Source organism: Marinobacter sediminum (genome assembly GCF_016820575.1).
In the GTDB taxonomy this organism is placed as follows: Bacteria; Pseudomonadota; Gammaproteobacteria; order Pseudomonadales; family Oleiphilaceae; genus Marinobacter; species Marinobacter sediminum.
Genome location: NZ_JAEMQH010000001.1, coordinates 1,458,710 through 1,478,205 on the forward strand (window position 1 = coordinate 1,458,710; position 19,496 = coordinate 1,478,205).

At 58.1% G+C, this 19,496-nt stretch carries 22 protein-coding genes; 9 read left to right on the forward strand and 13 right to left on the reverse strand.

Features of this window, described 5'->3' with window-relative positions; all coding sequences use genetic code 11:
* Nucleotides 1–18 precede the first annotated feature (18 nt).
* Genes FGO67_RS06560 through FGO67_RS06575 form a run of 4 tightly spaced genes read left to right on the forward strand, consistent with a single transcriptional unit; the run spans nucleotide 19 to nucleotide 4,054 of the window.
* Nucleotides 19–1,005: a Bug family tripartite tricarboxylate transporter substrate binding protein gene (locus FGO67_RS06560; RefSeq protein ID WP_203299856.1), complete on the forward strand. Its 987-nt coding sequence runs from the start codon at nucleotides 19–21 to the stop codon at nucleotides 1,003–1,005.
* Nucleotides 1,002–1,451: a tripartite tricarboxylate transporter TctB family protein gene (locus FGO67_RS06565; RefSeq protein ID WP_203299857.1), complete on the forward strand. Its 450-nt coding sequence runs from the start codon at nucleotides 1,002–1,004 to the stop codon at nucleotides 1,449–1,451. Before FGO67_RS06560 ends, FGO67_RS06565 begins: the two co-directional genes overlap by 4 nt.
* A 10-nt stretch (nucleotides 1,452–1,461) precedes the next feature.
* Complete coding sequence (locus FGO67_RS06570) at nucleotides 1,462–2,967, forward strand: tripartite tricarboxylate transporter permease (protein WP_203299858.1); 1,506 nt, start codon at nucleotides 1,462–1,464, stop codon at nucleotides 2,965–2,967.
* A 19-nt stretch (nucleotides 2,968–2,986) separates the two neighbouring features.
* The gene (locus tag FGO67_RS06575; protein ID WP_203299859.1) at nucleotides 2,987–4,054 is read left to right on the forward strand and encodes an AbrB family transcriptional regulator; all 1,068 of its coding nucleotides are present in this window, start codon (nucleotides 2,987–2,989) and stop codon (nucleotides 4,052–4,054) included.
* A 63-nt stretch (nucleotides 4,055–4,117) separates the two neighbouring features.
* On the opposite strand, the gene FGO67_RS06580 is transcribed toward FGO67_RS06575, so the two are convergent.
* The 6 genes from FGO67_RS06580 to FGO67_RS06605 all read right to left on the reverse strand — a co-directional run bounded on the left by FGO67_RS06580 (nucleotide 4,118) and on the right by FGO67_RS06605 (nucleotide 10,804).
* Nucleotides 4,118–5,860 (reverse strand): extracellular catalytic domain type 1 short-chain-length polyhydroxyalkanoate depolymerase, encoded by a 1,743-nt coding sequence (locus FGO67_RS06580; RefSeq protein WP_203299860.1) that lies wholly within the window; start codon nucleotides 5,858–5,860, stop codon nucleotides 4,118–4,120.
* Nucleotides 5,861–6,089: 229 nt separating this feature from the next.
* Entirely contained in the window at nucleotides 6,090–6,911 is an 822-nt protein-coding gene (locus tag FGO67_RS06585; RefSeq protein WP_203299861.1) for an ABC transporter ATP-binding protein, read from the reverse strand.
* A gap of 27 nt (nucleotides 6,912–6,938) precedes the next feature.
* The gene (locus tag FGO67_RS06590; RefSeq protein ID WP_238942187.1) at nucleotides 6,939–7,961 is read right to left on the reverse strand and encodes an ABC transporter substrate-binding protein; all 1,023 of its coding nucleotides are present in this window, start codon (nucleotides 7,959–7,961) and stop codon (nucleotides 6,939–6,941) included.
* Nucleotides 7,962–8,008: 47 nt separating this feature from the next.
* Nucleotides 8,009–8,881, reverse strand: coding sequence for an ABC transporter permease (locus tag FGO67_RS06595; protein WP_238942188.1), 873 nt, complete (start codon nucleotides 8,879–8,881; stop codon nucleotides 8,009–8,011).
* 10 nt (nucleotides 8,882–8,891) lie between these two features.
* Nucleotides 8,892–9,908 carry a fatty acid desaturase family protein gene (locus FGO67_RS06600; RefSeq protein WP_203299862.1) on the reverse strand — a complete coding sequence of 339 codons (1,017 nt, stop codon included), beginning with the start codon at nucleotides 9,906–9,908 and terminating at the stop codon, nucleotides 8,892–8,894.
* Nucleotides 9,909–9,931: 23 nt separating this feature from the next.
* The gene (locus FGO67_RS06605) at nucleotides 9,932–10,804 is read right to left on the reverse strand and encodes a sugar phosphate isomerase/epimerase family protein (RefSeq protein WP_203299863.1); all 873 of its coding nucleotides are present in this window, start codon (nucleotides 10,802–10,804) and stop codon (nucleotides 9,932–9,934) included.
* Nucleotides 10,805–11,106: 302 nt separating this feature from the next.
* On the opposite strand from FGO67_RS06605, the gene FGO67_RS06610 reads away from it, so the two are divergent.
* A complete protein-coding gene (locus tag FGO67_RS06610; protein ID WP_203299864.1) occupies nucleotides 11,107–11,451 on the forward strand; it encodes a PBPRA1643 family SWIM/SEC-C metal-binding motif protein in 345 nt (114 codons plus the stop codon).
* A gap of 19 nt (nucleotides 11,452–11,470) precedes the next feature.
* Entirely contained in the window at nucleotides 11,471–11,902 is a 432-nt protein-coding gene (locus tag FGO67_RS06615) for a DUF3010 family protein (protein WP_203299865.1), read from the forward strand.
* A 61-nt stretch (nucleotides 11,903–11,963) separates the two neighbouring features.
* Here the strand turns inward: FGO67_RS06615 and FGO67_RS06620 are convergent, their stop codons facing one another.
* Entirely contained in the window at nucleotides 11,964–12,263 is a 300-nt protein-coding gene (locus FGO67_RS06620; protein ID WP_203299866.1) for a 2OG-Fe(II) oxygenase, read from the reverse strand.
* Nucleotides 12,264–12,307: 44 nt separating this feature from the next.
* Between FGO67_RS06620 and FGO67_RS06625 the strand changes: the two genes are divergently transcribed.
* Complete coding sequence (locus tag FGO67_RS06625) at nucleotides 12,308–13,210, forward strand: homocysteine S-methyltransferase family protein (RefSeq protein WP_203299867.1); 903 nt, start codon at nucleotides 12,308–12,310, stop codon at nucleotides 13,208–13,210.
* Nucleotides 13,211–13,219: 9 nt separating this feature from the next.
* Here the strand turns inward: FGO67_RS06625 and FGO67_RS06630 are convergent, their stop codons facing one another.
* Complete coding sequence (locus tag FGO67_RS06630; protein ID WP_203299868.1) at nucleotides 13,220–13,474, reverse strand: hypothetical protein; 255 nt, start codon at nucleotides 13,472–13,474, stop codon at nucleotides 13,220–13,222.
* A 194-nt stretch (nucleotides 13,475–13,668) separates the two neighbouring features.
* Here FGO67_RS06630 and FGO67_RS06635 point away from each other — a divergent pair, with 194 nt between their 5' ends.
* The gene (locus FGO67_RS06635) at nucleotides 13,669–14,523 is read left to right on the forward strand and encodes a LysR substrate-binding domain-containing protein (RefSeq protein ID WP_203299992.1); all 855 of its coding nucleotides are present in this window, start codon (nucleotides 13,669–13,671) and stop codon (nucleotides 14,521–14,523) included.
* A 20-nt stretch (nucleotides 14,524–14,543) separates the two neighbouring features.
* Here the strand turns inward: FGO67_RS06635 and FGO67_RS06640 are convergent, their stop codons facing one another.
* From FGO67_RS06640 to FGO67_RS06650, 3 genes are all read right to left on the reverse strand, one after another.
* Nucleotides 14,544–15,299 carry a sterol desaturase family protein gene (locus FGO67_RS06640; RefSeq protein WP_203299869.1) on the reverse strand — a complete coding sequence of 252 codons (756 nt, stop codon included), beginning with the start codon at nucleotides 15,297–15,299 and terminating at the stop codon, nucleotides 14,544–14,546.
* A gap of 74 nt (nucleotides 15,300–15,373) precedes the next feature.
* Nucleotides 15,374–15,529: a PEP-CTERM sorting domain-containing protein gene (locus FGO67_RS06645; protein WP_203299870.1), complete on the reverse strand. Its 156-nt coding sequence runs from the start codon at nucleotides 15,527–15,529 to the stop codon at nucleotides 15,374–15,376.
* A gap of 204 nt (nucleotides 15,530–15,733) precedes the next feature.
* Nucleotides 15,734–15,937 (reverse strand): DUF3185 family protein, encoded by a 204-nt coding sequence (locus tag FGO67_RS06650; RefSeq protein ID WP_203299871.1) that lies wholly within the window; start codon nucleotides 15,935–15,937, stop codon nucleotides 15,734–15,736.
* A gap of 277 nt (nucleotides 15,938–16,214) precedes the next feature.
* On the opposite strand from FGO67_RS06650, the gene FGO67_RS06655 reads away from it, so the two are divergent.
* A complete protein-coding gene (locus FGO67_RS06655; RefSeq protein WP_203299872.1) occupies nucleotides 16,215–16,592 on the forward strand; it encodes a YajD family HNH nuclease in 378 nt (125 codons plus the stop codon).
* A 57-nt stretch (nucleotides 16,593–16,649) separates the two neighbouring features.
* Here the strand turns inward: FGO67_RS06655 and ltaE are convergent, their stop codons facing one another.
* Nucleotides 16,650–17,672, reverse strand: coding sequence for a low-specificity L-threonine aldolase (ltaE, locus tag FGO67_RS06660; RefSeq protein WP_203299873.1), 1,023 nt, complete (start codon nucleotides 17,670–17,672; stop codon nucleotides 16,650–16,652).
* Between the two features lie 23 nt (nucleotides 17,673–17,695).
* Nucleotides 17,696–19,489: an allophanate hydrolase gene (gene atzF, locus FGO67_RS06665; protein WP_338039535.1), complete on the reverse strand. Its 1,794-nt coding sequence runs from the start codon at nucleotides 19,487–19,489 to the stop codon at nucleotides 17,696–17,698.
* Nucleotides 19,490–19,496 lie beyond the last annotated feature (7 nt).

Consider the following 19,496-nt stretch of genomic DNA (forward strand, 5'->3'; position numbering starts at 1 on the left):
ATACAACAGGAGTTCGACATGAAATTCAACACCGCATTCCTTCGCCGGTCTGCAGCCGCTGTTATGGGCGCTGCCTTGATGACCGGATCCGTTCAGGCCTTCGCCAAGCCCACCGAATGTATCGCACCTGCCAAACCAGGCGGTGGTTATGACCTCACGTGCCGTCTTGCCGCCAATGCGCTGCAGGAAACAGGGTTGATCGACCAGCCCATGATGGTCAGTTACATGCCTGGCGGTATCGGAGCTGTCGCTTATAACCACGTCAACGGCGTGCGTAAAGACGACCCCAACCTGATCGTTGCCGCGAGTACCGGCGCTGCAGTTAACCTGGCACTGGGCAAGTTTGGCCAGTACGACGCGGACGAAGTGCGCTGGTTGGGTGCCCTGGGTGTGGATTATGGCGCCATCGTGGTGAAAGCTGATGCCCCTTGGCAGAACCTGAAAGAGCTGGCCCAGGATCTGAAGACACAGCCTGGCAAGATCGTCTTTGGTGCCGGCGGTACCGTTGGCAGTCAGGACTGGATGAAGGCAGCGCTTACCGCCAAGTCGGCCGGAGTTTCACCCCGGGATTTGCGCTATGTGGCCTTCGAAGGTGGCGGTGAATCTCTGGCGGCGCTTCTGGGCGAGCACATCCATGTGTTCACCGGTGACCTCTCTGAACTTCGCCCACACCTGGATTCCGGCAAGGTACGCGTGCTGGCAGCATTGGCCGAAGAACGTGTGGGTGGCCCCTACGCCGACATCCCCACCGCGGCAGAGCAGGGCTATGACGTGCAATGGCCAATCTGGCGTGGCTACTACATGGGGCCGAACGTGAGTGATGAGGCTTACAACGCCTGGGTGGCGAGACTGGAAGAACTGGCAGGCACTGAGAAGTTTGCCGAGATGCGTGACGCGCGTGGCCTGTTTCCCATGGAGCGCTATGGCGACAACTTCGACACTTACGTGAAAGAAATGGTTGTCCAATTCAAGGAACTCGCTAAAGAAGTTGGGCTGACACAATGAGAATTGCCGCCGACCGCATTCTGGGGCTTGCCTTGATCGGTTTGGCGGCATTCGCCGCCTTTAATGCCTCGCAGTTTCAGGTGAATTTCATCTACGAGCCCGTTGGACCGAAAGCATTTCCCATCCTGCTATCGGCCATTCTGGCGACCTTGTCGCTGGTGCTGGTATTCCGGCCCGGCGAGAACGGTGACTGGCCCGACAAGCGAGTAACCCTGAAACTGTTGGCCGTTCTGGGAGTGCTCCTGGTTTATGCCTTGCTGTTTACCCGCCTGGGCTATGTCGTCATGACCTTCCTGACCGTGCTATCCCTGGCCCGCCTGTTCGAGGCCTCCTGGAAAAAAGCCGCGATCGCTGGAGCGTTGATGACCCTGGGGAGCTATTACCTTTTTACCCTCGGGCTGGGTATTGCTTTGCCAGGCGGCCACTGGCTGCCCGACTTTAACTGAGGTGCCTGGTATGTTCGATTTTCTGATTCAAGGTTTTGACGTTGCCCTCAGCCCCATGAACCTGGGGCTGGCTTTTCTTGGGGCGCTGCTTGGTACGTTGTTTGGCGCGCTGCCAGGTATCGGCCCTATTAATGGAATTGCCATTCTGATGCCACTGGCCTACACCCTCGGATTGCCTGCGGAGTCCGCGCTGATCCTGCTGGCGGGTGTTTATACTGGGGCAGAATATGGCGGACGTATGTCCAGCATCCTGCTAAATGTGCCGGGCGACGCCGGAGCGGTGATGACTACCCTTGATGGCCATCCGCTGGCCAAGAAGGGGCTGGCTGGTCCAGCGCTGGGTCTCTCTGCGGTCAGCTCGTTCGTGGGCGCAACCATTGCCATCATCGGTCTGACGTTGTTCGCACCGCTGCTGGCGGAAGTGGCCGTAATGTTTGGCCCGGCCGAGTTCTTCGCACTCATGGTTTTTGCCTTTGCATCCATGTCGGTAATGATGGGTAACGACCCGATCAAAACCGGTATTGGAGCCGTGCTCGGTGTGCTGATTGCCATGGTTGGCGTCGACTCCGGTACCGGGGTGATGCGGTACACCTTCGGCATGGCTGAGCTGTACGACGGCATCGACTTTGTGGTTATGATCATCGGCCTGTTCGCCATCAGCGAGATCCTGCTGATGCTGGAGCATGCCCATGGCAAGAATGCGAACCAGGAAATGCCGCCACTGGGCCGTGTGATGGTCAGCGCCAAAGAGTTGCTTTACTGCAAGTGGGCGATGCTGCGCAGCGGTGTGATTGGTTTCATCGTGGGTGTGTTGCCCGGCACAGGGGCCTCTGTAGCAGGTGCCGTCACGTACACCACCGAGAAGCGTCTGTCCGATAAGCACAACACCTTCGGTACCGGCGATATGCGAGGCCTGGCCGCTCCCGAGGCGGGCAATAATGCCTCCGCGGCCGGCTCTTTTGTGCCGATGCTGACGCTCGGCATTCCAGGCTCAGGAACCACCGCGGTTCTGCTTGGCGCGCTCATGCTCTACAACATCACGCCGGGCCCCATGCTGTTTACCGAGCGCCCTGAAGTGGCCGGTGGTCTGATTGCCTCACTCTATATCGGCAACCTGGTGCTGTTGGCGCTCAACCTTCCGCTTGCGGGCCTGTTTGCCAAGACCCTCACCATGCCACGCTGGGTACTGGTGCCGGGAATTGCGATCCTGGCGTTTGTTGGTGTCTATCAGCTGCATTCCGACCTGATGGCCATATACCTGATGCTGATCATTGGTGTGTTCGGTTACGCCCTGCGCAAGCTCGGCTTCTCACTGGCGCCCGTGATTCTGGGGTACGTGCTGGGCGGGCTGATGGAAGATAATCTGCGTCGGGCGCTTTCCATCAGCGGCGGGGAAGTCGGCATTCTGTGGAATTCAGCGATCTCTGTTGGCTTGTGGATTGCCGCCGTTATGCTGTTGGTGTTGCCATGGCTGCTGTCTCGGGCATTTTCCCGCAAGTCTCCCGTGACGGCATGATAAAGCAGGGGACTCAACGTTGATTTCCCTGATCAAAGAGCGTTGCATCGCGGGTGGCAGACTGCTGCCGGCGCTTGCGATTGGCGGCGTAGGCGGTGGCCTGGCCTACGCCGTTCACACGCCCTTGCCCTGGTTGCTGGGTGCGTTGATTGCGACCACGGTGCTAAGCCTCGCTGGCGTCCGGCTACAGGCGCCCACGAACTCGCGCAAATCCGTCTTGGTGGTGATTGGTGTCATGCTGGGCGGTGCTTTCACGCCGGATCTGGCGGCAAACCTTGCGCTCTGGGGTATCAGCCTTGCCATCATGTTCATGGCTACAGCAGTCATGATCGTGGTCTCGGTCTGGCTTAGCCGGCGGGTTGCCGGTAACTCTGTTGAAACCGCTATCTATTCAGGTGTCCCCGGTGGTATCTCCTCCGTCACCTTGATGGCCGCAGACAGCAGTGCCGATTTGCGGATCGTCGGACTGACCCACGGAGTTCGCATTCTGGTGGTGTTGCTGGTGATTCCACCGTTAATGCAGTGGTCTGAGCACGTTAGCCTTCAGCAGCCCAGCATGACACTGACTCAGTGGCTGGCGTTTCCAGGTTTTGACGAGGCGCTGATGCTGGTGATTGCGGGTGTTGCCGGAGCCTGGCTCGGCCAGTGCCTGCGGCTGCCAAATCCGTTGCTGTTCGGGCCAGTGCTGTTATCCGGCGCGCTGCATGTGAGTGGTCTTAGTGAAGCCACTATTCCACCCGCGGTCATTGCTCTGGCCCAGATAGTAATCGGGGTGTCTGTTGGCGCCCGGTTTGTTGGGGGGTCGCTGGCGTCGGTAGGCTCTAGCATTGTGATCGCCCTGGTTCAGGCTTTGGTACTGCTCATTATTGCCATCGTCGCCGCCTGGATTGCACACGTGACGACCGGGTTCTCACTGGCTGCCGCACTGCTGGCGTATATGCCCGGTGGCGCTCCCGAGTTGAGCCTGGTCGCGCTTTCCCTGGGAATTGAGCCGGCTTTTGTCACATCGCATCACTTGGCGCGAATCACTATTTTGATTCTGTTGATGCCGGCGCTCGTGGCGTTTTTGAAGCGAGTTGGAGACTGAATGAGTTTGGGAGCCCGCCGATCATTCGCGGCGGGCTCGTTCACTCCTTAGAATTCCCTTAGCTCAGTTACACTGGCCCGCTTCGTAGAATCCCTCGCTGGTCTCCTTCACCCAGGTATAAACCCCGGATACGGAGCCGAGGAAGTCATCCCCTCCCGTTGAGTAATAGCCACCGGCGTAATAGGCGCGGCCTGCGTTGTCGTGGTTAAGGTTGGTGTCGTTCCAGTCCTGGCAGGCTGGAGGCTCACCGCCACCTCCGTTACCACCATCCCCACCACCGCTGCACGCGCTCGGTTCGCTGGAGTACCAGAGCCCGGGATCACCTTCGTACAGGGTGACGCTGTTCCAGGTGTCGTAGGACGCGCCGATGTCGACGTCATCGCCATTGGCAAAGGTACGGTAGTTGTAAGCGCCGCCGGCATAGGCGCGCCCCGCGGAGATGTGCGCGTTGGGCGAGGCGGTGGCTTGTTCACAGGTTTCGGTCGGGGCATTGGGGTCATAGACCACCACCTCGCGGTCGTTCACGGTGGTATTGCTGTCGCTGTCGGTCGCCGAGTAGGTGCAGGTGTAGGAGCCAATGGTTGAGGTGTCCACCGCGCTGCAATCGGCGGTGACAGTGACCGAACCGTCTTCCGCGTCGTCGGCGGTCGCGCCGGGATCTGTGAACGTGGTGTTAACGGCCACGGTCATCGGGTTGTCGCCAATCAATGTGATGACAGGGAAACCCTCGGGCTGGGAGCCGTCACGACTGTGGCGATCAAAGAAATCCCAGATGATGTCCGGGTAGCTGGGGCCGACTTTCACAGACCATTTGCCGTTGTTGCCATTGGCGCCACCAACCCAGTAATGCCCGTGATTCGTGTCCTGAGTATTGGGGGTGGATAAAGGGCCATCGAGGTAAATGGTCTCAACCACGGAGCGGGTGCCGACAGTACCGTCTTCGGTATATCGGATGTGTTGGCAGCTGTAGTTGTTCTGGTAATAGGGCGCACACGCAGTGGATGACGCCTGGGCCTCGGTGGTGGTGTCGTAGGCGGGTGTGCCGAAGACCTTGAGATGGGCATCTCGGGTGTTATCCGCTGCCGTTTTCAGCACGGTGCAGTCATTTTCGTTCTGCAGCACCATGAGTGGAATGGGATAGCTGTCATCCAGTTCGCTCTGCATATCCGAGACGACGCGGGACACGCTGTGAAAATTGGCGCTGCCCGGACACTGGCCGGACAGCGACACCGAGCCCGCATCTTCGCCGTACGGCAAGCCGGCAGCGGGTGCCGCGGCAGCCCAGTATTCGTTGTGGGTTACGGCGGCAACGATGGTCATGGCGCCGCCAGAGGACAAGCCGGTGATAAAGCGGCGATTGGGGTCGATGCTGTAGTTGGCCTCAACGGCAAGACCGATCTGGTGCAGGTCTTCCGTCTCGCCAGCGCCTTCATGGCGATGATGATCAAACCAGAATCCCCAGCAGTTCTCGTTGCGCATGCCGTCGTAGCTGGTGATGAATGGCGCCACCAGGATGAATCCGTAGGTGTCCGCAGCGGCGGTCAGGCCCCAGTCGTTCAGGACGTCGTTGTTGGTCTGTTTGCAGCCATGCAGCGCCATCACCATGGGCGCGGGTGTGGTGAGATTATCCGGCACATACACTTTGTAATCCCGGGTGCGAGACTGGCTGTAGGGTTGTTGTGGCAGGGAATAAGAGTAAGTTTGGCCCGCAGAGGAGGGCGCGGCTGGAGCCATCAGCAGGGCTGACAGCACAAATGTCGACAGCGCGGTGCCAACGCGCAGTGATATGGATGAACGTGTGATCATCTGATGCTCCTTTTGTTGGATTTATTGTTAGGCGGTTAATACCAAGGAAGTTTCATGCCAGTTGGGTAACTGGTTGATCTGGATGGTTTTGGATTGTCGTGAGCAGGGAGGAGTGGCCGGGAATCCGGACGGGGTGTCCGGATATCCTGACTGTGCAGTGTGGTAGGAAGAGGCTTCTATTATGCAGGCTTTTTCTGACTGATTGGCGGGATTCGGGCGCAGCTCCTGGCTAGGCCGCATTGCGTCCTTCGTCGCGCATCAGGCGTCGAATGTGCAGCTCCAGTCGACGGTAGTCGTCGGATTGCAGGAAGGCTTCGCGATCGCCTGACGGCAAGGCGGCTTTGAAGCCGGTGTCGATGATTTCTTTCAGTCGCCCCGGATGACGGGACAGAAAAAATACGGTGTCGCCGAGATACAGTGCTTCCTCGATGTCGTGGGACACCACCAGCACGGTGGTGCGTTCCTTGCGAACCACGTCAAGCAGCAGGTCCTGCATCTGCCACCGGGTCTCCGGGTCCAGCGCTCCAAAGGGTTCGTCCATCAGTAGCAGTTCGGGGTAGTTGGCGAGGGTGCGGGCGATGGCAACGCGCTGGCGCATTCCGCCGGAGAGTTGATGCGGGTAAGCGTCGGTGAATTTTTCCAACCCGACCGCACGGATGAAGTGATCTACAGTGCCTTCGTTCAAAGCATCACGATCCCGGTTGATTTCCAAACCGTAGGCAACGTTCTCTCGAACGGACAACCAGGGGAAGGAAGTGTAGTCCTGGAACACCATACCCCGGTCCCGCCCGGGCTGGTCCACCATGCGGTCGTTCAGGCAGATGTTGCCGGCCGATGGCTGCTCCAGGCCTGCCACCATGCGCAGCAGGGTGGACTTGCCGCAGCCGGAGGGGCCGAGTAAAACACCTACCTTGCCAGCCGGCAGCGCCAGGGTTATGTCGTCCAATGCCTGCACCGTGCGTCCGCGGGACTGGAACTCCTTGCTGACACCCGTAACTGAAAGTCCGGCTTTCAGGGCGGCTTTGCTTGCCGGGGAGCTGATGTAGGGCATTGGACTTCTCCTTCAGATTTGCAGGATTTACAGGATGGTTTTCAGCGGGGCCATATCAATGCCCGACTCCATGGGATGGCGGTCATCCACCAGACCGAACTTGAGCCACCAGTCGGTGATGGTTTCCCAGTGGTTGGTGATTTGGCCATTTGGCAGTCCCAGCGGCAACTCACCGGGCATCAGTCCCATGTATTTCGCGGCCTCGGCTTTGTCGAAGATCCAGATCCCGCCCTTGTAGATCTCACCGTTGGTACCCAGAACCTTTTCAACGTCTGCGACCGGGAAGTTCAGGCCCTTGGCGATGATCTGGTTAGCCTCGGTAGGGTTGGCTTTCCAAAAATCCACGGCGTCGAAATAGGCCTGCATGACTTTGGCGGCGGTCTCCGGTTTTTCGCTGAGAAAGGCGTCGCTCATGTACATGGCGTCACCCAGCAGCGCGGTTTCGATCCAGCCAGGCTCCTCGGAGGTGGCAGCAACGGTGGCGTCGGGCAGCGCAGCCAGGGCCTGGGAGCCGAACGGTTCCCAGAATTCGGCGGCAGCGACATTGCCACCGACCAGGGCGCCGACGGCGTCGTCCATGATCAGGTTGGTGAACTGAACCTCGTTGATGCCAACCCCGTTAGCCTCCAGCCATTTGCCCATGAAGATCTGGGTCAGGCCGCCTTCGAGCACGGCCACGGACTTGCCCTTCAGGTCCTCGGCAGTCTCGATGCCCGGCGCCAACACGATTTTGTCGGTGCCGTAGGAGGGATTGGTGTAGGTCACCATCTTCACCGGTACGCCCTTGTCAGCCGCTATCGGCGCGTACTCCGCCGTGCTGGAGGTAACGTCCAGCGCGTCGGCAGACATCAGGCCGAAGCTTTCGTACGGGTCTTCAATGATGGCGATCTCAAGGTCCAGATCCGGTGCCAGGTTCTTCTCCTGCGCGATGAACCAGAACCCGTAACCGGGCCAGGAAAACAGGGACAGGCGCACTTTTTCCGCGGAGAGCGCGCTGGTGGACAGCGCCGTTAGCAGCAGCACTGAGAGACAACGTATAAGCCAGTTCATGGTGTTTACCTCTGGGGTTGGGGAACAGGAACGACTGGGCGTGGTCATCAGGAATGACCTCGGCCAAGGTAGGGAAAGCAGGTGCGATAGAGCAGTCTGAACAGCACGTCGAAAAGCAGGCCGAGCACGCCGATGGTGACAATGCCGGCCATGATGTCGTCCACGTGCACGAATCGTTTTGCCCGCATCATCATGGCGCCGATGCCGTCGGTGGCCGCGACAATCTCGGCGATCACCAGGTAGGTCCAGCTCACCGCCAGCATTTGGCGGCAGGTATCGACATAACCCGGCAGGGAATGGCGGAACACCACGGTCCAGAGAGTGGTGCGTCGGCCACCGCCCAGGGTCTTGGCGGTCTCGATCAACACTTTTGGGGTCTGCCGGGTGACATCGGCGAGCATGATGACCAGGAAGAACACCACGCCCATCAGCAACAGGGTGATTTTCTGGGTGTCGCCCGTGCCCAGCCACATCAGCAGCAGGGGAATGAAGGCGGGCGCGGGCAGGTACCGCCAGGCACCGAGAAGCGGGTTGAGTACCCCATCCACCCGCGCAAAGGACCCCATCAACAGGCCGATCGGCAGCGCAATCAGGACCGCAATGGCAAAGCTGAGCACGATGCGGGTGACGCTGGACAGGACGTCGCTGAGGAAATTCTTTTCAGCAAACAGTTCCCAAAGCGAGCCGAACACCGCGGCGGGTCCGGGATAGAGTCGGTCCGGAGCCAATTCCATCTGCGAGGTGATCTGCCACAGTAGGAAAAAGCCGAGCCAGCCAAGGCTGCCGAGCAACAGGCGCTGGCTGCCCTTGAGGGTTTGGTTGAAATCGAACCAGCGCCGGGGGCTTCGTCGAGTGCGCGCATGTTCGGCCGGTGCCAGTCGGGCCTGGCCGGTTGCCTGTTCCGAGAGTCGGGCGGTCATGGGCGTCACCTCAGAAAGCTGTCAGGAAGCTGAGGCCATACACCGGCACGGCCCTGCCTTCCCGCAGGGCCTCGGGTACCTCCACCTGGCCGTAGGTCTCGGCGTAAATGCCTGCGATGCGGTTGCGGTGGTAGCTCTTTAGCTGGCCCTTGAGTCCGACCGTGCGGGTGTAGTTATCGCCATAGAGTTCCCGGTGCAGGGCGGGGAGCTTGTACCAGGGCATGGTGGGCTTGGTGTGATGGGCATTGTGGTAGCAGAAGTTCAGGATCAGCAGATTCAGCACCGGCCAGCGGCGTGAGATCAGGTTGCTGTAGGTATTGTTCTCCTCGTATTCCCGGTTGCCTTTATGCGGCAGCTCAGCGGAGGGATCATTCAGATTAACCACGATTTCATAGTTGTGCTGATAGGCATCGAAGAAGCGAAGCATTATGAGCATGGCGGTATAGGCAAGAGCGTAAAGTAAAACCGCTTTCACGCTCCATAATGCCAGTGCAACAAGCAGGCTCAGCCTGGTCAAACCAACAACGAGTGTGCGTTTTTTGAAAGCGCTTTTGCCTATAGAGGTAAAAGGGGCTGCGACCAGCATCCCGTGCATCAGAATGTCCACGGCGGGGACATAGCACCACTCAAGGGCGAAGACCACTTTTTCCGTTTTCGAATGGGCCTTTAACCAGTTGCGATAATCGAAGGAGATCGGATCAGCGTTATCAACATGGTGGCGCATATGTTTGTAGCGCAGGTCCTCGTAGGTGCCATAACTGCCACCGGTTATCCAGTTCAGTAATTTACCCAGCCGTGTGTTGTGTTCCGTCTTCTTAAAAATGGCATTGTGAGCGCAGTCATGGACCAAGTATGCGGCGATGACCATGCCGTGAGCGCAGGCAAGCACCCCCATTGCTGGCAGCATTAGGCCGGCCTGGGCCATAAGCAGCCAGCCTCCAACGTAGGTGGTAATGATGTATGCCAGCACAAGCATCAGCGGCCAGACCCCGTCCGAATGGCGGAAATGCTGAGTAATGTTGAACATGGTCTTGCTCTCTCCTTGAAGCGTTAGGCGATCTTGGATGTCTTTGTATAGGAGGACTGCCAGCGCTCGAAGTGCGCCAACTCTTCTTCTCCGATCCAGCGATTGAGTGACCAAAGATCCGCAATCGGAGCTTTGGTGAAGGGCAGCAGGTGCAGGTAGCCGTCAGTGCCGAATTCCGGGGTCATGGTGCTGACCTTGAGGCCCCGTTCAGCTTGGGATTGCCAAACGGCTTCCCAGCATGCCTGGTGTGAAGCGAGTGCCTCGGCGTACTCGGGGGCCGCAGGGTGGGGAACCTGTGGCCCCTGATCGTATCCGACGCGAGAATGTATGTGCCGGGCCTGCTGAGCTGCTCGTTCAATGCAGTCCCATTCAATGTGGGGTAGGCGTTCGCAGACAACAGCCCAGTGACTGAAGTCGCAGGTGATGTCTATGTCGGGAAGTTTTTCGAGAATGGCGACGGTATTCCAGGGGCTGAAAAAACTGCGGCCCCGGTGTGTTTCGAAACTGACCGGAATGCCGAGCCTGTCTGCAATGTTCTGGGCTTCCGAGAAAAAACGAACCGAGTCGTCGATGGGCCAGGCGTCGCAGCCGCCCATGACATTCGCGAACTCAGGTCTCAGGCCGGTTTCACCGGCACGCAGCAGCTTGGCCTCAAAATCCTTCAGGTGCTCCTCAATACTGGCATCGCGCCTCGGAACGTAGCTCCCAGCTGTGCAGATCTCCTGAATCCATAACAGCTTGTTCTCGGACAGAGTGGCACCAAAACTCTGAGCCGCCCGGCTTTCTCCAGGCACCGGAGCCTCAATCCCGTCGAAACCTGCTTCTTTTACTTGATCGATGGCTTGGGCTAGCGAGTCATCATGACCCCATAGGGTTTTAAATCGTTTTAAGTGCACAGTCGGCTCCCATTTGTTTCTAACGCTCTTTGGATGCTGAGTCTGCAACCGCTGTGCCATAAGGGGAGAAAGGCTTTAAATATACACGCTGGCATGTAAGTGCCCCTGTCAGTAATCGTTTTTTGGACAGGATTCATGCAATCGTTTGGTGCAACTGCACATGGTGGGTGCATCGAAGGTATGCTCGTGAAGAAAAGCATTAACAGAAATTCCGGGAAGCGTGCTAAAACTCTCGGCCTCGACAGCGGCCTGCGCAGATCTTCGTGAGCCCTTTGTCTTTCTCAACCAATCGGGATGACGATATGTCAGACAAATTTTTCTACAAAGGCCGTCAGGATGCGCGTCAGCATCACACCACTTACGGCGGTTTTCAGACCAACGCCAGCCAGAAGAGCGGCACCCGGAAGTTCCCGCTGTCGCTGGTGGTAACCAGTGAAGCGCGCAAACAAGAGATTGAAGCGCAGGTGGCCGAGGCCGGGCTGTATGCGGACGTTGCTCTGGATACCCGCGAAGGCGCTACGGAATCCATCAACGAGCTGACTGTGATTCTGAATAAGGGCAATACGGTCACTGCAGAGAAGCTGCCGTCTCGCAATGACCCGTGCACCTGCGGAAGCGGGCTTAAATTCAAGAAGTGCTGCGGCTGACGGCAATTGAGGTGATTGGATGATTATTTGTGGTGTTGAACTGAGCGGCAGCGATGCCGTGGTGTGTTTGCTGAACCTGGATCAGGGGCAGTTCAGTCTTCCCGAATGCAAGGTCCGTAAACTCTCCCTCAAGAAGAACCACACCCGGGCAGACCTGCAGGAATTCCAAGCCTCGTTCGCAAAGTTACTGTCGGATTATGGCGTGCAAAAAGTCGCGATCAAGGAGCGGATGCCGAAGGGGAAGTTCGCGGGTGGCGCGATCAGTTTCAAGCTGGAAGCGACCATTCAGCTCATTTCAGAGGTGGACGTGGATGTGACGCTGCTGTCGCCAGCGCAGATCAAATCCACGCTGGCGGCCAATCCGCTGCCGATCACCTTTGCGGAGACCGGCTTGAAGGTGTTTCAGGAGGCCGCGTTTGTCGTCGCGTTTGCGGCCCATATGGCGAAATAGCTGCCTGGGAGTGAATCCCTTATCTGCTCTTCAGGCCATTCAGTCGATCGGATGGCTTGGCTCAAACGGTTAGCGCAAAGCTCAGCAGCCAGCGGTTACCGCGTTGAATTTTCTCGACGCGATGCTGGTATAGGTCCGGGCGAAACAGGACGACTCGCCCCGCCAGGTTAAACAGATTCCGTTCGCAGACGAATTCCCCGCCCACCTTTGGTTTAACCAGCACACAATTGAGTTTATACAGGCGCCCCTTGGCAATCATGTCCAGGTGGGGGCCTACCTTATGGCCTTCCGGATAACGCACCAGATAAATATTCAGTCGTTTAGACCGAAGGAGGATTCGGGTTTTTACATTCGCTGTCATAATGACAATCGTCTCACACTGAATTTTAAGGACCCAAACGCCTTATGCGATCTGTTGCCCTTCTTGATGGTGGTCTTGGCCAGGAAATTTACCGGCGTGCTCGCGAGGTGAGCTCGCCGCTGTGGTCGGTCGCCGTCATGCTGGAACAGCCGGAGGTGGTGGCCAGTGTGCATGAGGATTTCATCCGGGCCGGGGCCCGAACCTTGTCGCTCAACACCTACGCGGCCACGCCAACCCGGTTGCGCGAGCAGGGGATGCTGGATCGTCTGGAAGCGATTCATCAGCAGGCCTTCCATGTGCTGGAGAGCGCGATTAAGGCTGCTGGCGTCGACGTGGACATTGCCGGTTGTCTGGGGCCTTTGGTTGGCAGCTATAAAGTTCAGCCCGATCGCTCGTTTGAGGATCTGAGGGCGGAATATGACACCTTGGCACGTCTTCAGTCTCGTGCCGACGTTCTTCTCATCGAAACCATGACCAATACCCTGGAAGCGAAAGCCGCTTGCGCTGCAGCTCAGGCTTCAGGCAAGCCCTACGGTGTGGCTTTCCGCCTGGAGGACAATGGCAAGCTTAAGTCCGGAGAAAGTCTTTCCGAGGCCGTTGCTGCCGTTGCGCCCTATACCCCAACGGCAGTCATGCTGAATTGTTGTGATCCGGAAGTGGTCACCGCTGCCATGCCTGAACTGGCTGGCCTGTACCCCCACGTTGGCGGTTACGCCAACGCATTCACGTCGGTGGAAGCCATGGCCAGTGGTGGCTCAGTTGATGCCTTGGAGGCAAGGCCCGATGTTTCCCCGGTCAGCTACACCCGGGAAGTTCATCAGTGGCTGGCGGATGGTGCCACTGTGGTCGGTGGTTGTTGCGAAATTACGCCCACACACATTCAACACCTCGCCGACTCTCTGGCCGACGGGTTCACCGTTGTTCGGTTTTCTCAACTGCCACGGTAAGACTGACAGTCAGTCCGTTCGATTTTGCTGTTTATGCTTTGACCGCCGGGTCTCAATGTACTGCATCGCATCGCTATGAAGAGGCAGATGCAAAGCGTCAAGCAGGTCGTAACGGTTGTAACCCAGGTCAGACAATATCTCGTCCCGCTCAGCCAGCAGTGACCGAGCCATGCGCCGGAAATTCTGGCGCCGCGAATAACTCTCCATCCAGGCGGTAAACGGCTGTTGAGGGGTAAGTTGATGATGGTTCCTGAATGCCAGCATGTTCATCACCTGTCGGTTAGTGATTTGGCCTGTAGTACGCACGTGGTTTGTAGCGACTTACTGTCTTGCCAGTGCTCCATGGCATTAGGATGGCTGCCGTGATGCGTTCAATCAAACGAAAAGAATTTAAGTCTGCCTTCAGTTATGCTTAAGTAAAATTGCACCCTTCATCTCGGGAGGCGAGACACGTGAACATGCCCCTGCTCGATAACGACGTACTCCGCACCTTTGTAGCTATCTCGGAATGCGGCACCTTTACCGAAGCCGCCAAGATGGTTCACCGCACTCCTTCTGCACTGAGCATGCAGATCAAACAGCTTGAACAGAACCTCGGCAAGAGCTTGTTTATCCGCGAGCCCAGACAGGTCACTCTGACTGCAGAGGGCGAGGTTCTGCTGGACTACAGTCGTCGATTGCTTCGCCTGAATCAGGAGGCGGTGCAGCACTTTATTGCCCCTTCGCTGGAGGGCAAAGTGGGGATCGGAACGTCGGACGATGTGGGAACCCGGATTCTGCCCGAGGTGCTTGCCCAGTTCGCCCGTTCCTATCCCGCAGTTCTGGTGGATGTGGTGGTTGGCTCCAGCAAGCAGAACCTGGCTCGCCTCGATTCGGGGAACTTGGACATGGTGCTGGTGACTGTTGCGAAGGAGGGGCGGGAAAGCCGTGGCGAGATTATTCACGATGAACCGTTGGTCTGGGCCGGCCGGGAAGGAAGTTCTGCAGTCCTGCGGACGCCGCTGCCGATAGCCCTGGCACACGAAGGCTGCGCCTGGCGGCAAATGACACTTGAGGCCCTTGACCGTGCCGGTAAACCCTATCGCATTGCTTATACCTGTGAGCATTGCTCCGGGCAGGAGGCGGCCATGTTGGCTGACCTGGCGGTAGCACCGTTTCCCAAAAGCCTGGTTCGGCCTCCGTTAAAACAGATAGTCAGCGATGACTTACCCGAAATCGGTTCCTACCAGCTGGCTCTGGTTCGCCGCGGCTCCAATCCGCTCAATGATGCCCTCGCCAGTCATGTAAAAGGCGCGGTCCAGAATCTTCGGTAACTCGGAATCACTTGGAGTGGCTAGCGAATAGGTTGGGCGAAGAGCGCGCTCAGGCGCTGGTCCTCATCTGAGCGGAAGTCTTCGAGGCCGAAGCGTGCGGGGCATGGCACCTGATCCGGCGAAAGATAGGTTTTGAAAAGACGGTCCCACAGGGTAAGAACCTGTCCGTAATTGCTGTCGGTCTCTGGCTGCCAGGCTGAATGGTGGATCTGGTGTACCCGAGGGGTGACCAGAACTTTGGCGAGCTGCCGTTCCAGGCTCTCTGGCATGCGGATGTTTGAGTGCGACCAGAGCGCAAAGCACCGGTGTAAAAGCACGTATGTGAGCAGGTGAGCGGGTGTGAAACCTAGCAGGCCAATAAAGCCGGACATCAGGATTAGTTTCAGGCCAACTTCGCCAGGGTGGTGCCGGAAAGACGTGGTGACGTCCATATCCAGATCGCTGTGATGGGTACGGTGCAGGCGCCATAACCAGCGCAGTTCATGGCTGAAGCGGTGAACCCAGTACAGACTGAAGTCCATGATGATAAAAGCCAGAAGCGTGCCCCAGAGCAGTCCGAGGGAACTGGCATTAAAGGCCTGCCATGGCCCGTCGACCGCGACCAGCGCCAAAGCCAGCGGCAAAAAAAAGCGAATAACCTCGTTGGTAAAGGCAAGCCCGATGTTATTGCACCAACGGTCCAGGCGGGAATGATGCAGCGAATTTCTGGCAAGGACGGGCTCAAGCGCCAGCAGCAGAACAACTCCGACCAGTGTTACCAGCCCATAAAGTTCCATGAGGCCCCTCGTCGAACAGAATCAACAACCCGCGGAATGCGATACAGCCGAAGCTCGCACTCCGCAGCATTGATCTACTTGCGGAACTTCCTTGCAAGAAACAGCATGACGCCGGCGGTGGCGAACAGGCCGAGAACACCCGGCTCGGGCACGGGAGCAATGATAATATCCCCCGCCATGGCGGTTGAAGATAGCATTGATAAGAGCGCTAAGGTTGTTAGGGTTTTCACAGTAAGAACTCCTTTTCGTGGGTTCCCGGATACCTAAGCAACATTCGCACCCAATTTAAAAGGCTCTTAAAATCAGTAAATTAGAATTCGAAGGGGAGGTTGGTGTAAAAAAAGCTGACTGTTTAGGTGGAACGCTTTTGTTGCGGGGATAGGAAGCGGGGAGTCCAAAAAGGCGAACTCCCCTCATTCCATCAATCGCGGACCTTACTTCTTGAAAAAGGTCAGGAACGCGCCGGCTGCAGCGGCCGCAGCACCGCCGATCAGGAACCACATGGTTTCGTCTGTGTATTGACCAGTGAGGGTTTCGGTAATTTCACCGCCAATCGACTGGGTGGACTGGTAGCCGAAGAAGAGCAGAGCAATACCTACCACGAGCAACACCACACCTATGAGTTTCGAGCTTCCCATTTCATGTTCCTTATCAGACGTTTGTTGAATGTATCTTGTGGAAACCCTCGGAGCTTGGCATCTCAATGTTTGTCCGGCAAGAACATTGTCTGTGAGTTCTTTCGATTCGGCTCTTTCGATCAATTTGCCATCAGATTTTGTCAGTGCCCGGTATCAGGGGCTCCAGGCCACCTATCCTTCATGTGCTAACACAGTTATCCACAGATGTTGTGGGTAACTGTGTCCGCTTAAGGCAAGCGCTATACTGGCCCTAGAAACGGTAAATGAGGGCATCTCCATGGGCCAGGGCACAGGCAGCCGAACCAAACTGGATCAGGTACTCGACGCCCAGCGCGAGTACATTGCCAAGCGCGAGAGTGGATATCGGGAAAGGGCATTGAAGCTTTACCCCTGGGTATGCGGGCGTTGTGCGCGTGAGTTCACTCGCGCCAATTTGCGGGAACTGACGGTGCACCATGTGGACCATGATCACGACAATAACCCAGCCGATGGCAGCAACTGGGAGTTGTTGTGCGTGTACTGTCACGATGAAGAGCACAGCAAGTTTGAAGACTTCGTTTGCTACGGGGGGAGTTCCGAGAAAAGGCGAGAGGCGGCGACGCACAATCCCTTTGCCGGATTGAAAGAAGCGCTGGCCAAGAAGGGTGGCACTTGAAACTGAGGCGCAGGCTTGGTTAAAGAACTGAGCCATATCCCGCCAAGGCGATGATGCTTACGAAGCCTGCCTGGCCTGATAAAACTGCCGAATGGCGCTTAGCAAGTGGTCCACATCCTGGCGGGTAACATCCCTATGGGTGACAAAACGCAGCGGATTGCCTGCGTTGATCAGAATGCCTTGCTCGGCCAGGTAATCGCGCAAGTCGGTGGCCTGACCAACCCGGCAGCGGGCATAGACGATGTTGGTCTGGGTGCCAGCCGGGTCAACGTCCAGCTGGCGAATATCGGCAAGCCCGGCAGTCAGGGCCTGGGCGTTGTCGTGGTCTTCCTGCAGCCGGCGCGGCCCCTGGCCAAGAGCGATCTTGCCGGCTGCGGCCAGGATGCCGGCCTGGCGCATGCCGCCACCCACCATTTTGCGCAGACGTCTGGCGCGTTTAATGAACTCGTCGGACCCCAGTAGCAGTGAGCCTACCGGGGCGCCGAGCCCTTTCGATAAACAGACGCTGACCGAGTGGTAGTGTCGGGTAATCTCCGTGATGTCGCAGTTGGTGGCCACCGCCGCGTTGAACACCCGGGCGCCGTCCAGGTGCAGTTGCAGCCCATGTTCGTCACAGAAAGCGCGCGCCTGTCGTTGATATTCCAGGGAAAGCACCTTGCCGCCGATGGTGTTTTCCAGTGACAGCAGGCGGGTCATGGCGAAATGGAAATCGTCAGCCTTGATCGCGGCCCGGGCCTTGTCCAGATCGATGCTGCCGTCCGGCTCATTCTCGATGGGCTGGGGTTGAACGCTCCCCAGCACGGCGGCGCCGCCGCCCTCGTAGCGATAGTTGTGGGCGGCCTGACCGCACAGGTACTCATCGCCCCGACCACAGTGGCTCATGATCGCTAACAGGTTAGCCTGGGTGCCGCTGGCGGTGAACAGAGCCGCGTCAAAGCCCAGCCGGTCAGCGGCGTAGGCTTCGAGACTATTGATGGATGGATCGTCTCCGTAGACATCGTCGCCGACCTCCGCACGCGCCATTGCTTCGCGCATTTCCGGGGTTGGTTTGGTCACGGTATCACTACGGAAATCGATCAAGGTGCCAGCTCCTGGGCTTTGAGTTAAATCGTGGCCAGATAGCCCCTCCAGCCTCCGAGCGATGTTATCTCCTTCGCGCCCTCCAGGCCAACCGGTTCGCAGATAAAGCCGCTGACCCAGCGGCCGTCCGCCAACTCAACTTTGCCAATGCCCAGAGGAGCGGGGATGCCGGCGACAAAACTACCGAACTGGTCGGCGGGCAGGCGCCAGATTTCTACCGGTAGCGGGCTGCCCGCCTCGGTGTCGCGGATCAATCCCGGCCGGAATGGCGGGCCACCATCGAGTAGGTACATGCGATAGGCGGGTGAGGTTTCTGTTGTTTGAACCAGGGTGCCTTTGCGTTCAGTCAGTTGATGATTCAGGGGCAATCCAGAAAGGTGGGCGCCACAAACCAGCACGTCGATAGTGCCTTCGGTTGCCTCAAATATTGGGCTGTCGAGCAGATCGGTCAGAGCGCCCACCTGATCGACTGCCTGGGGATGCAGGCGTGCAGCCAGGGACAGCAGGGCTTCGTCCTGGAAGGCATCGGCAAACAGGGTGCAACCCAGGGGCAGGCCGTTGGCGAGGTAACCGCCCGGCACAGCGACAGCACTGTAATCCAGCAGATTCATGAAGTTGGTGTAGATACCCAGACGACTGTTCCGGCTGATGGGTTCGGCCTCCAGTTCGGCAAGGGTATAAATGCCGGGAGTGGTGGGCGTTACCATCACATCAACCTGGTCCATCATAGTGTCAGCGGACCGTTTGAGGGCCTGCAGCCGGTACTGGGCTGCAAACGCATCGGCAGCACTGGGTGTGGAGCCCTGACTGATGATGTCGTAAGTGACGGGCAGCAGGGCCTTCGGCTGCTCGTCGATCAATGGCTGGGTGGCGAGGTAGCGTTCGGTAACCCAGGGACCTTCATAAAGCAGTCGGGCGGCTTCCAGGAAGGGGGCAAAGTCGATTTCGATGCGCTCGCCGCCGAGGGCTTCCAGGCTCGCAAGACTGCGTTCGAACAGTTGCTTAACGTCGTCGTTATCAAAAACGAGCTGATGGTCGGCAGGTACTCCGAATCGGAATTTTTGCGGTAATGGCATACGCCCGGTGGGTGGTGCTTTCTGCCAGGGGTCTTCGGCATCGGGGGCGGAAGCGACTGCCAGCACGTCGCGGGCCTGCTCGGCAGAGCGGGCAAAGATAGAGACGCAATCCAGGCTCTGACACGCGGGCACCACACCACGGACGCTGATGCGGCCAAGTGTGGGTTTGAGGCCAATCAGATTATTGAAGGCAGCGGGCACACGGCCGGAACCTGCGGTATCGGTGCCCAGCGAAAAGCTAACAAGGCCCAAAGCGACGGCGACGGCCGATCCTGCCGACGACCCGCCAGAAACGTAGTCCGGGTTGATGCTGTTGCGGCAGGCGCCCCAGGGCTCCGGCGACCGGGTACCTACCAGGCCAGTGGCAAACTGATCCAGGTTGGTTTTCCCCATTGGTATGGCGCCGGCCTCAACCAACGCATCGACGACAGTGGCGTGGGTATCAGGCTCATATCGAAAGGCTTCACAGGCGGCGGTAGTCGGCATGCCTGCCACGTCGATGTTGTCTTTTACCGCGAAGGGAATGCCATAGAGCGGCAGGTCTTGTGGGCTGCACTGCTGCAAGCGGTCCAGATAGGGCGCCAACTCGGCCTCCGTGGCACGATGAATCCAGATGTTGTGGTGATCGAACTCGCTGGCGCGTTGCAGCAGGTGCGCCACGACGGTCGCGGGCGTTTGTTCACCGCTCAGGTAGGCGCTGCGCAGTGAGGTTAGGTCGAGATTGATGGTGGTCGTTTTCACAGTAGCC

Coding starts and splice junctions, on each gene's coding strand:
- FGO67_RS06615 (WP_203299865.1), top strand. CDS start 11,471: ATGATTATTTGTGGTGTTGAACTGAGCGGCAGCGATGCCGTGGTGTGT.
- FGO67_RS06580 (WP_203299860.1), bottom strand. CDS start 5,860: ATGATCACACGTTCATCCATATCACTGCGCGTTGGCACCGCGCTGTCG.
- FGO67_RS06630 (WP_203299868.1), bottom strand. CDS start 13,474: ATGCTGGCATTCAGGAACCATCATCAACTTACCCCTCAACAGCCGTTT.
- FGO67_RS06560 (WP_203299856.1), top strand. CDS start 19: ATGAAATTCAACACCGCATTCCTTCGCCGGTCTGCAGCCGCTGTTATG.
- FGO67_RS06570 (WP_203299858.1), top strand. CDS start 1,462: ATGTTCGATTTTCTGATTCAAGGTTTTGACGTTGCCCTCAGCCCCATG.
- FGO67_RS06620 (WP_203299866.1), bottom strand. CDS start 12,263: ATGACAGCGAATGTAAAAACCCGAATCCTCCTTCGGTCTAAACGACTG.
- FGO67_RS06595 (WP_238942188.1), bottom strand. CDS start 8,881: ATGACCGCCCGACTCTCGGAACAGGCAACCGGCCAGGCCCGACTGGCA.
- FGO67_RS06625 (WP_203299867.1), top strand. CDS start 12,308: ATGCGATCTGTTGCCCTTCTTGATGGTGGTCTTGGCCAGGAAATTTAC.
- FGO67_RS06585 (WP_203299861.1), bottom strand. CDS start 6,911: ATGCCCTACATCAGCTCCCCGGCAAGCAAAGCCGCCCTGAAAGCCGGA.
- FGO67_RS06655 (WP_203299872.1), top strand. CDS start 16,215: ATGGGCCAGGGCACAGGCAGCCGAACCAAACTGGATCAGGTACTCGAC.
- FGO67_RS06610 (WP_203299864.1), top strand. CDS start 11,107: ATGTCAGACAAATTTTTCTACAAAGGCCGTCAGGATGCGCGTCAGCAT.
- FGO67_RS06600 (WP_203299862.1), bottom strand. CDS start 9,908: ATGTTCAACATTACTCAGCATTTCCGCCATTCGGACGGGGTCTGGCCG.
- FGO67_RS06565 (WP_203299857.1), top strand. CDS start 1,002: ATGAGAATTGCCGCCGACCGCATTCTGGGGCTTGCCTTGATCGGTTTG.
- FGO67_RS06590 (WP_238942187.1), bottom strand. CDS start 7,961: ATGAACTGGCTTATACGTTGTCTCTCAGTGCTGCTGCTAACGGCGCTG.
- FGO67_RS06640 (WP_203299869.1), bottom strand. CDS start 15,299: ATGGAACTTTATGGGCTGGTAACACTGGTCGGAGTTGTTCTGCTGCTG.
- FGO67_RS06635 (WP_203299992.1), top strand. CDS start 13,669: ATGCCCCTGCTCGATAACGACGTACTCCGCACCTTTGTAGCTATCTCG.
- FGO67_RS06650 (WP_203299871.1), bottom strand. CDS start 15,937: ATGGGAAGCTCGAAACTCATAGGTGTGGTGTTGCTCGTGGTAGGTATT.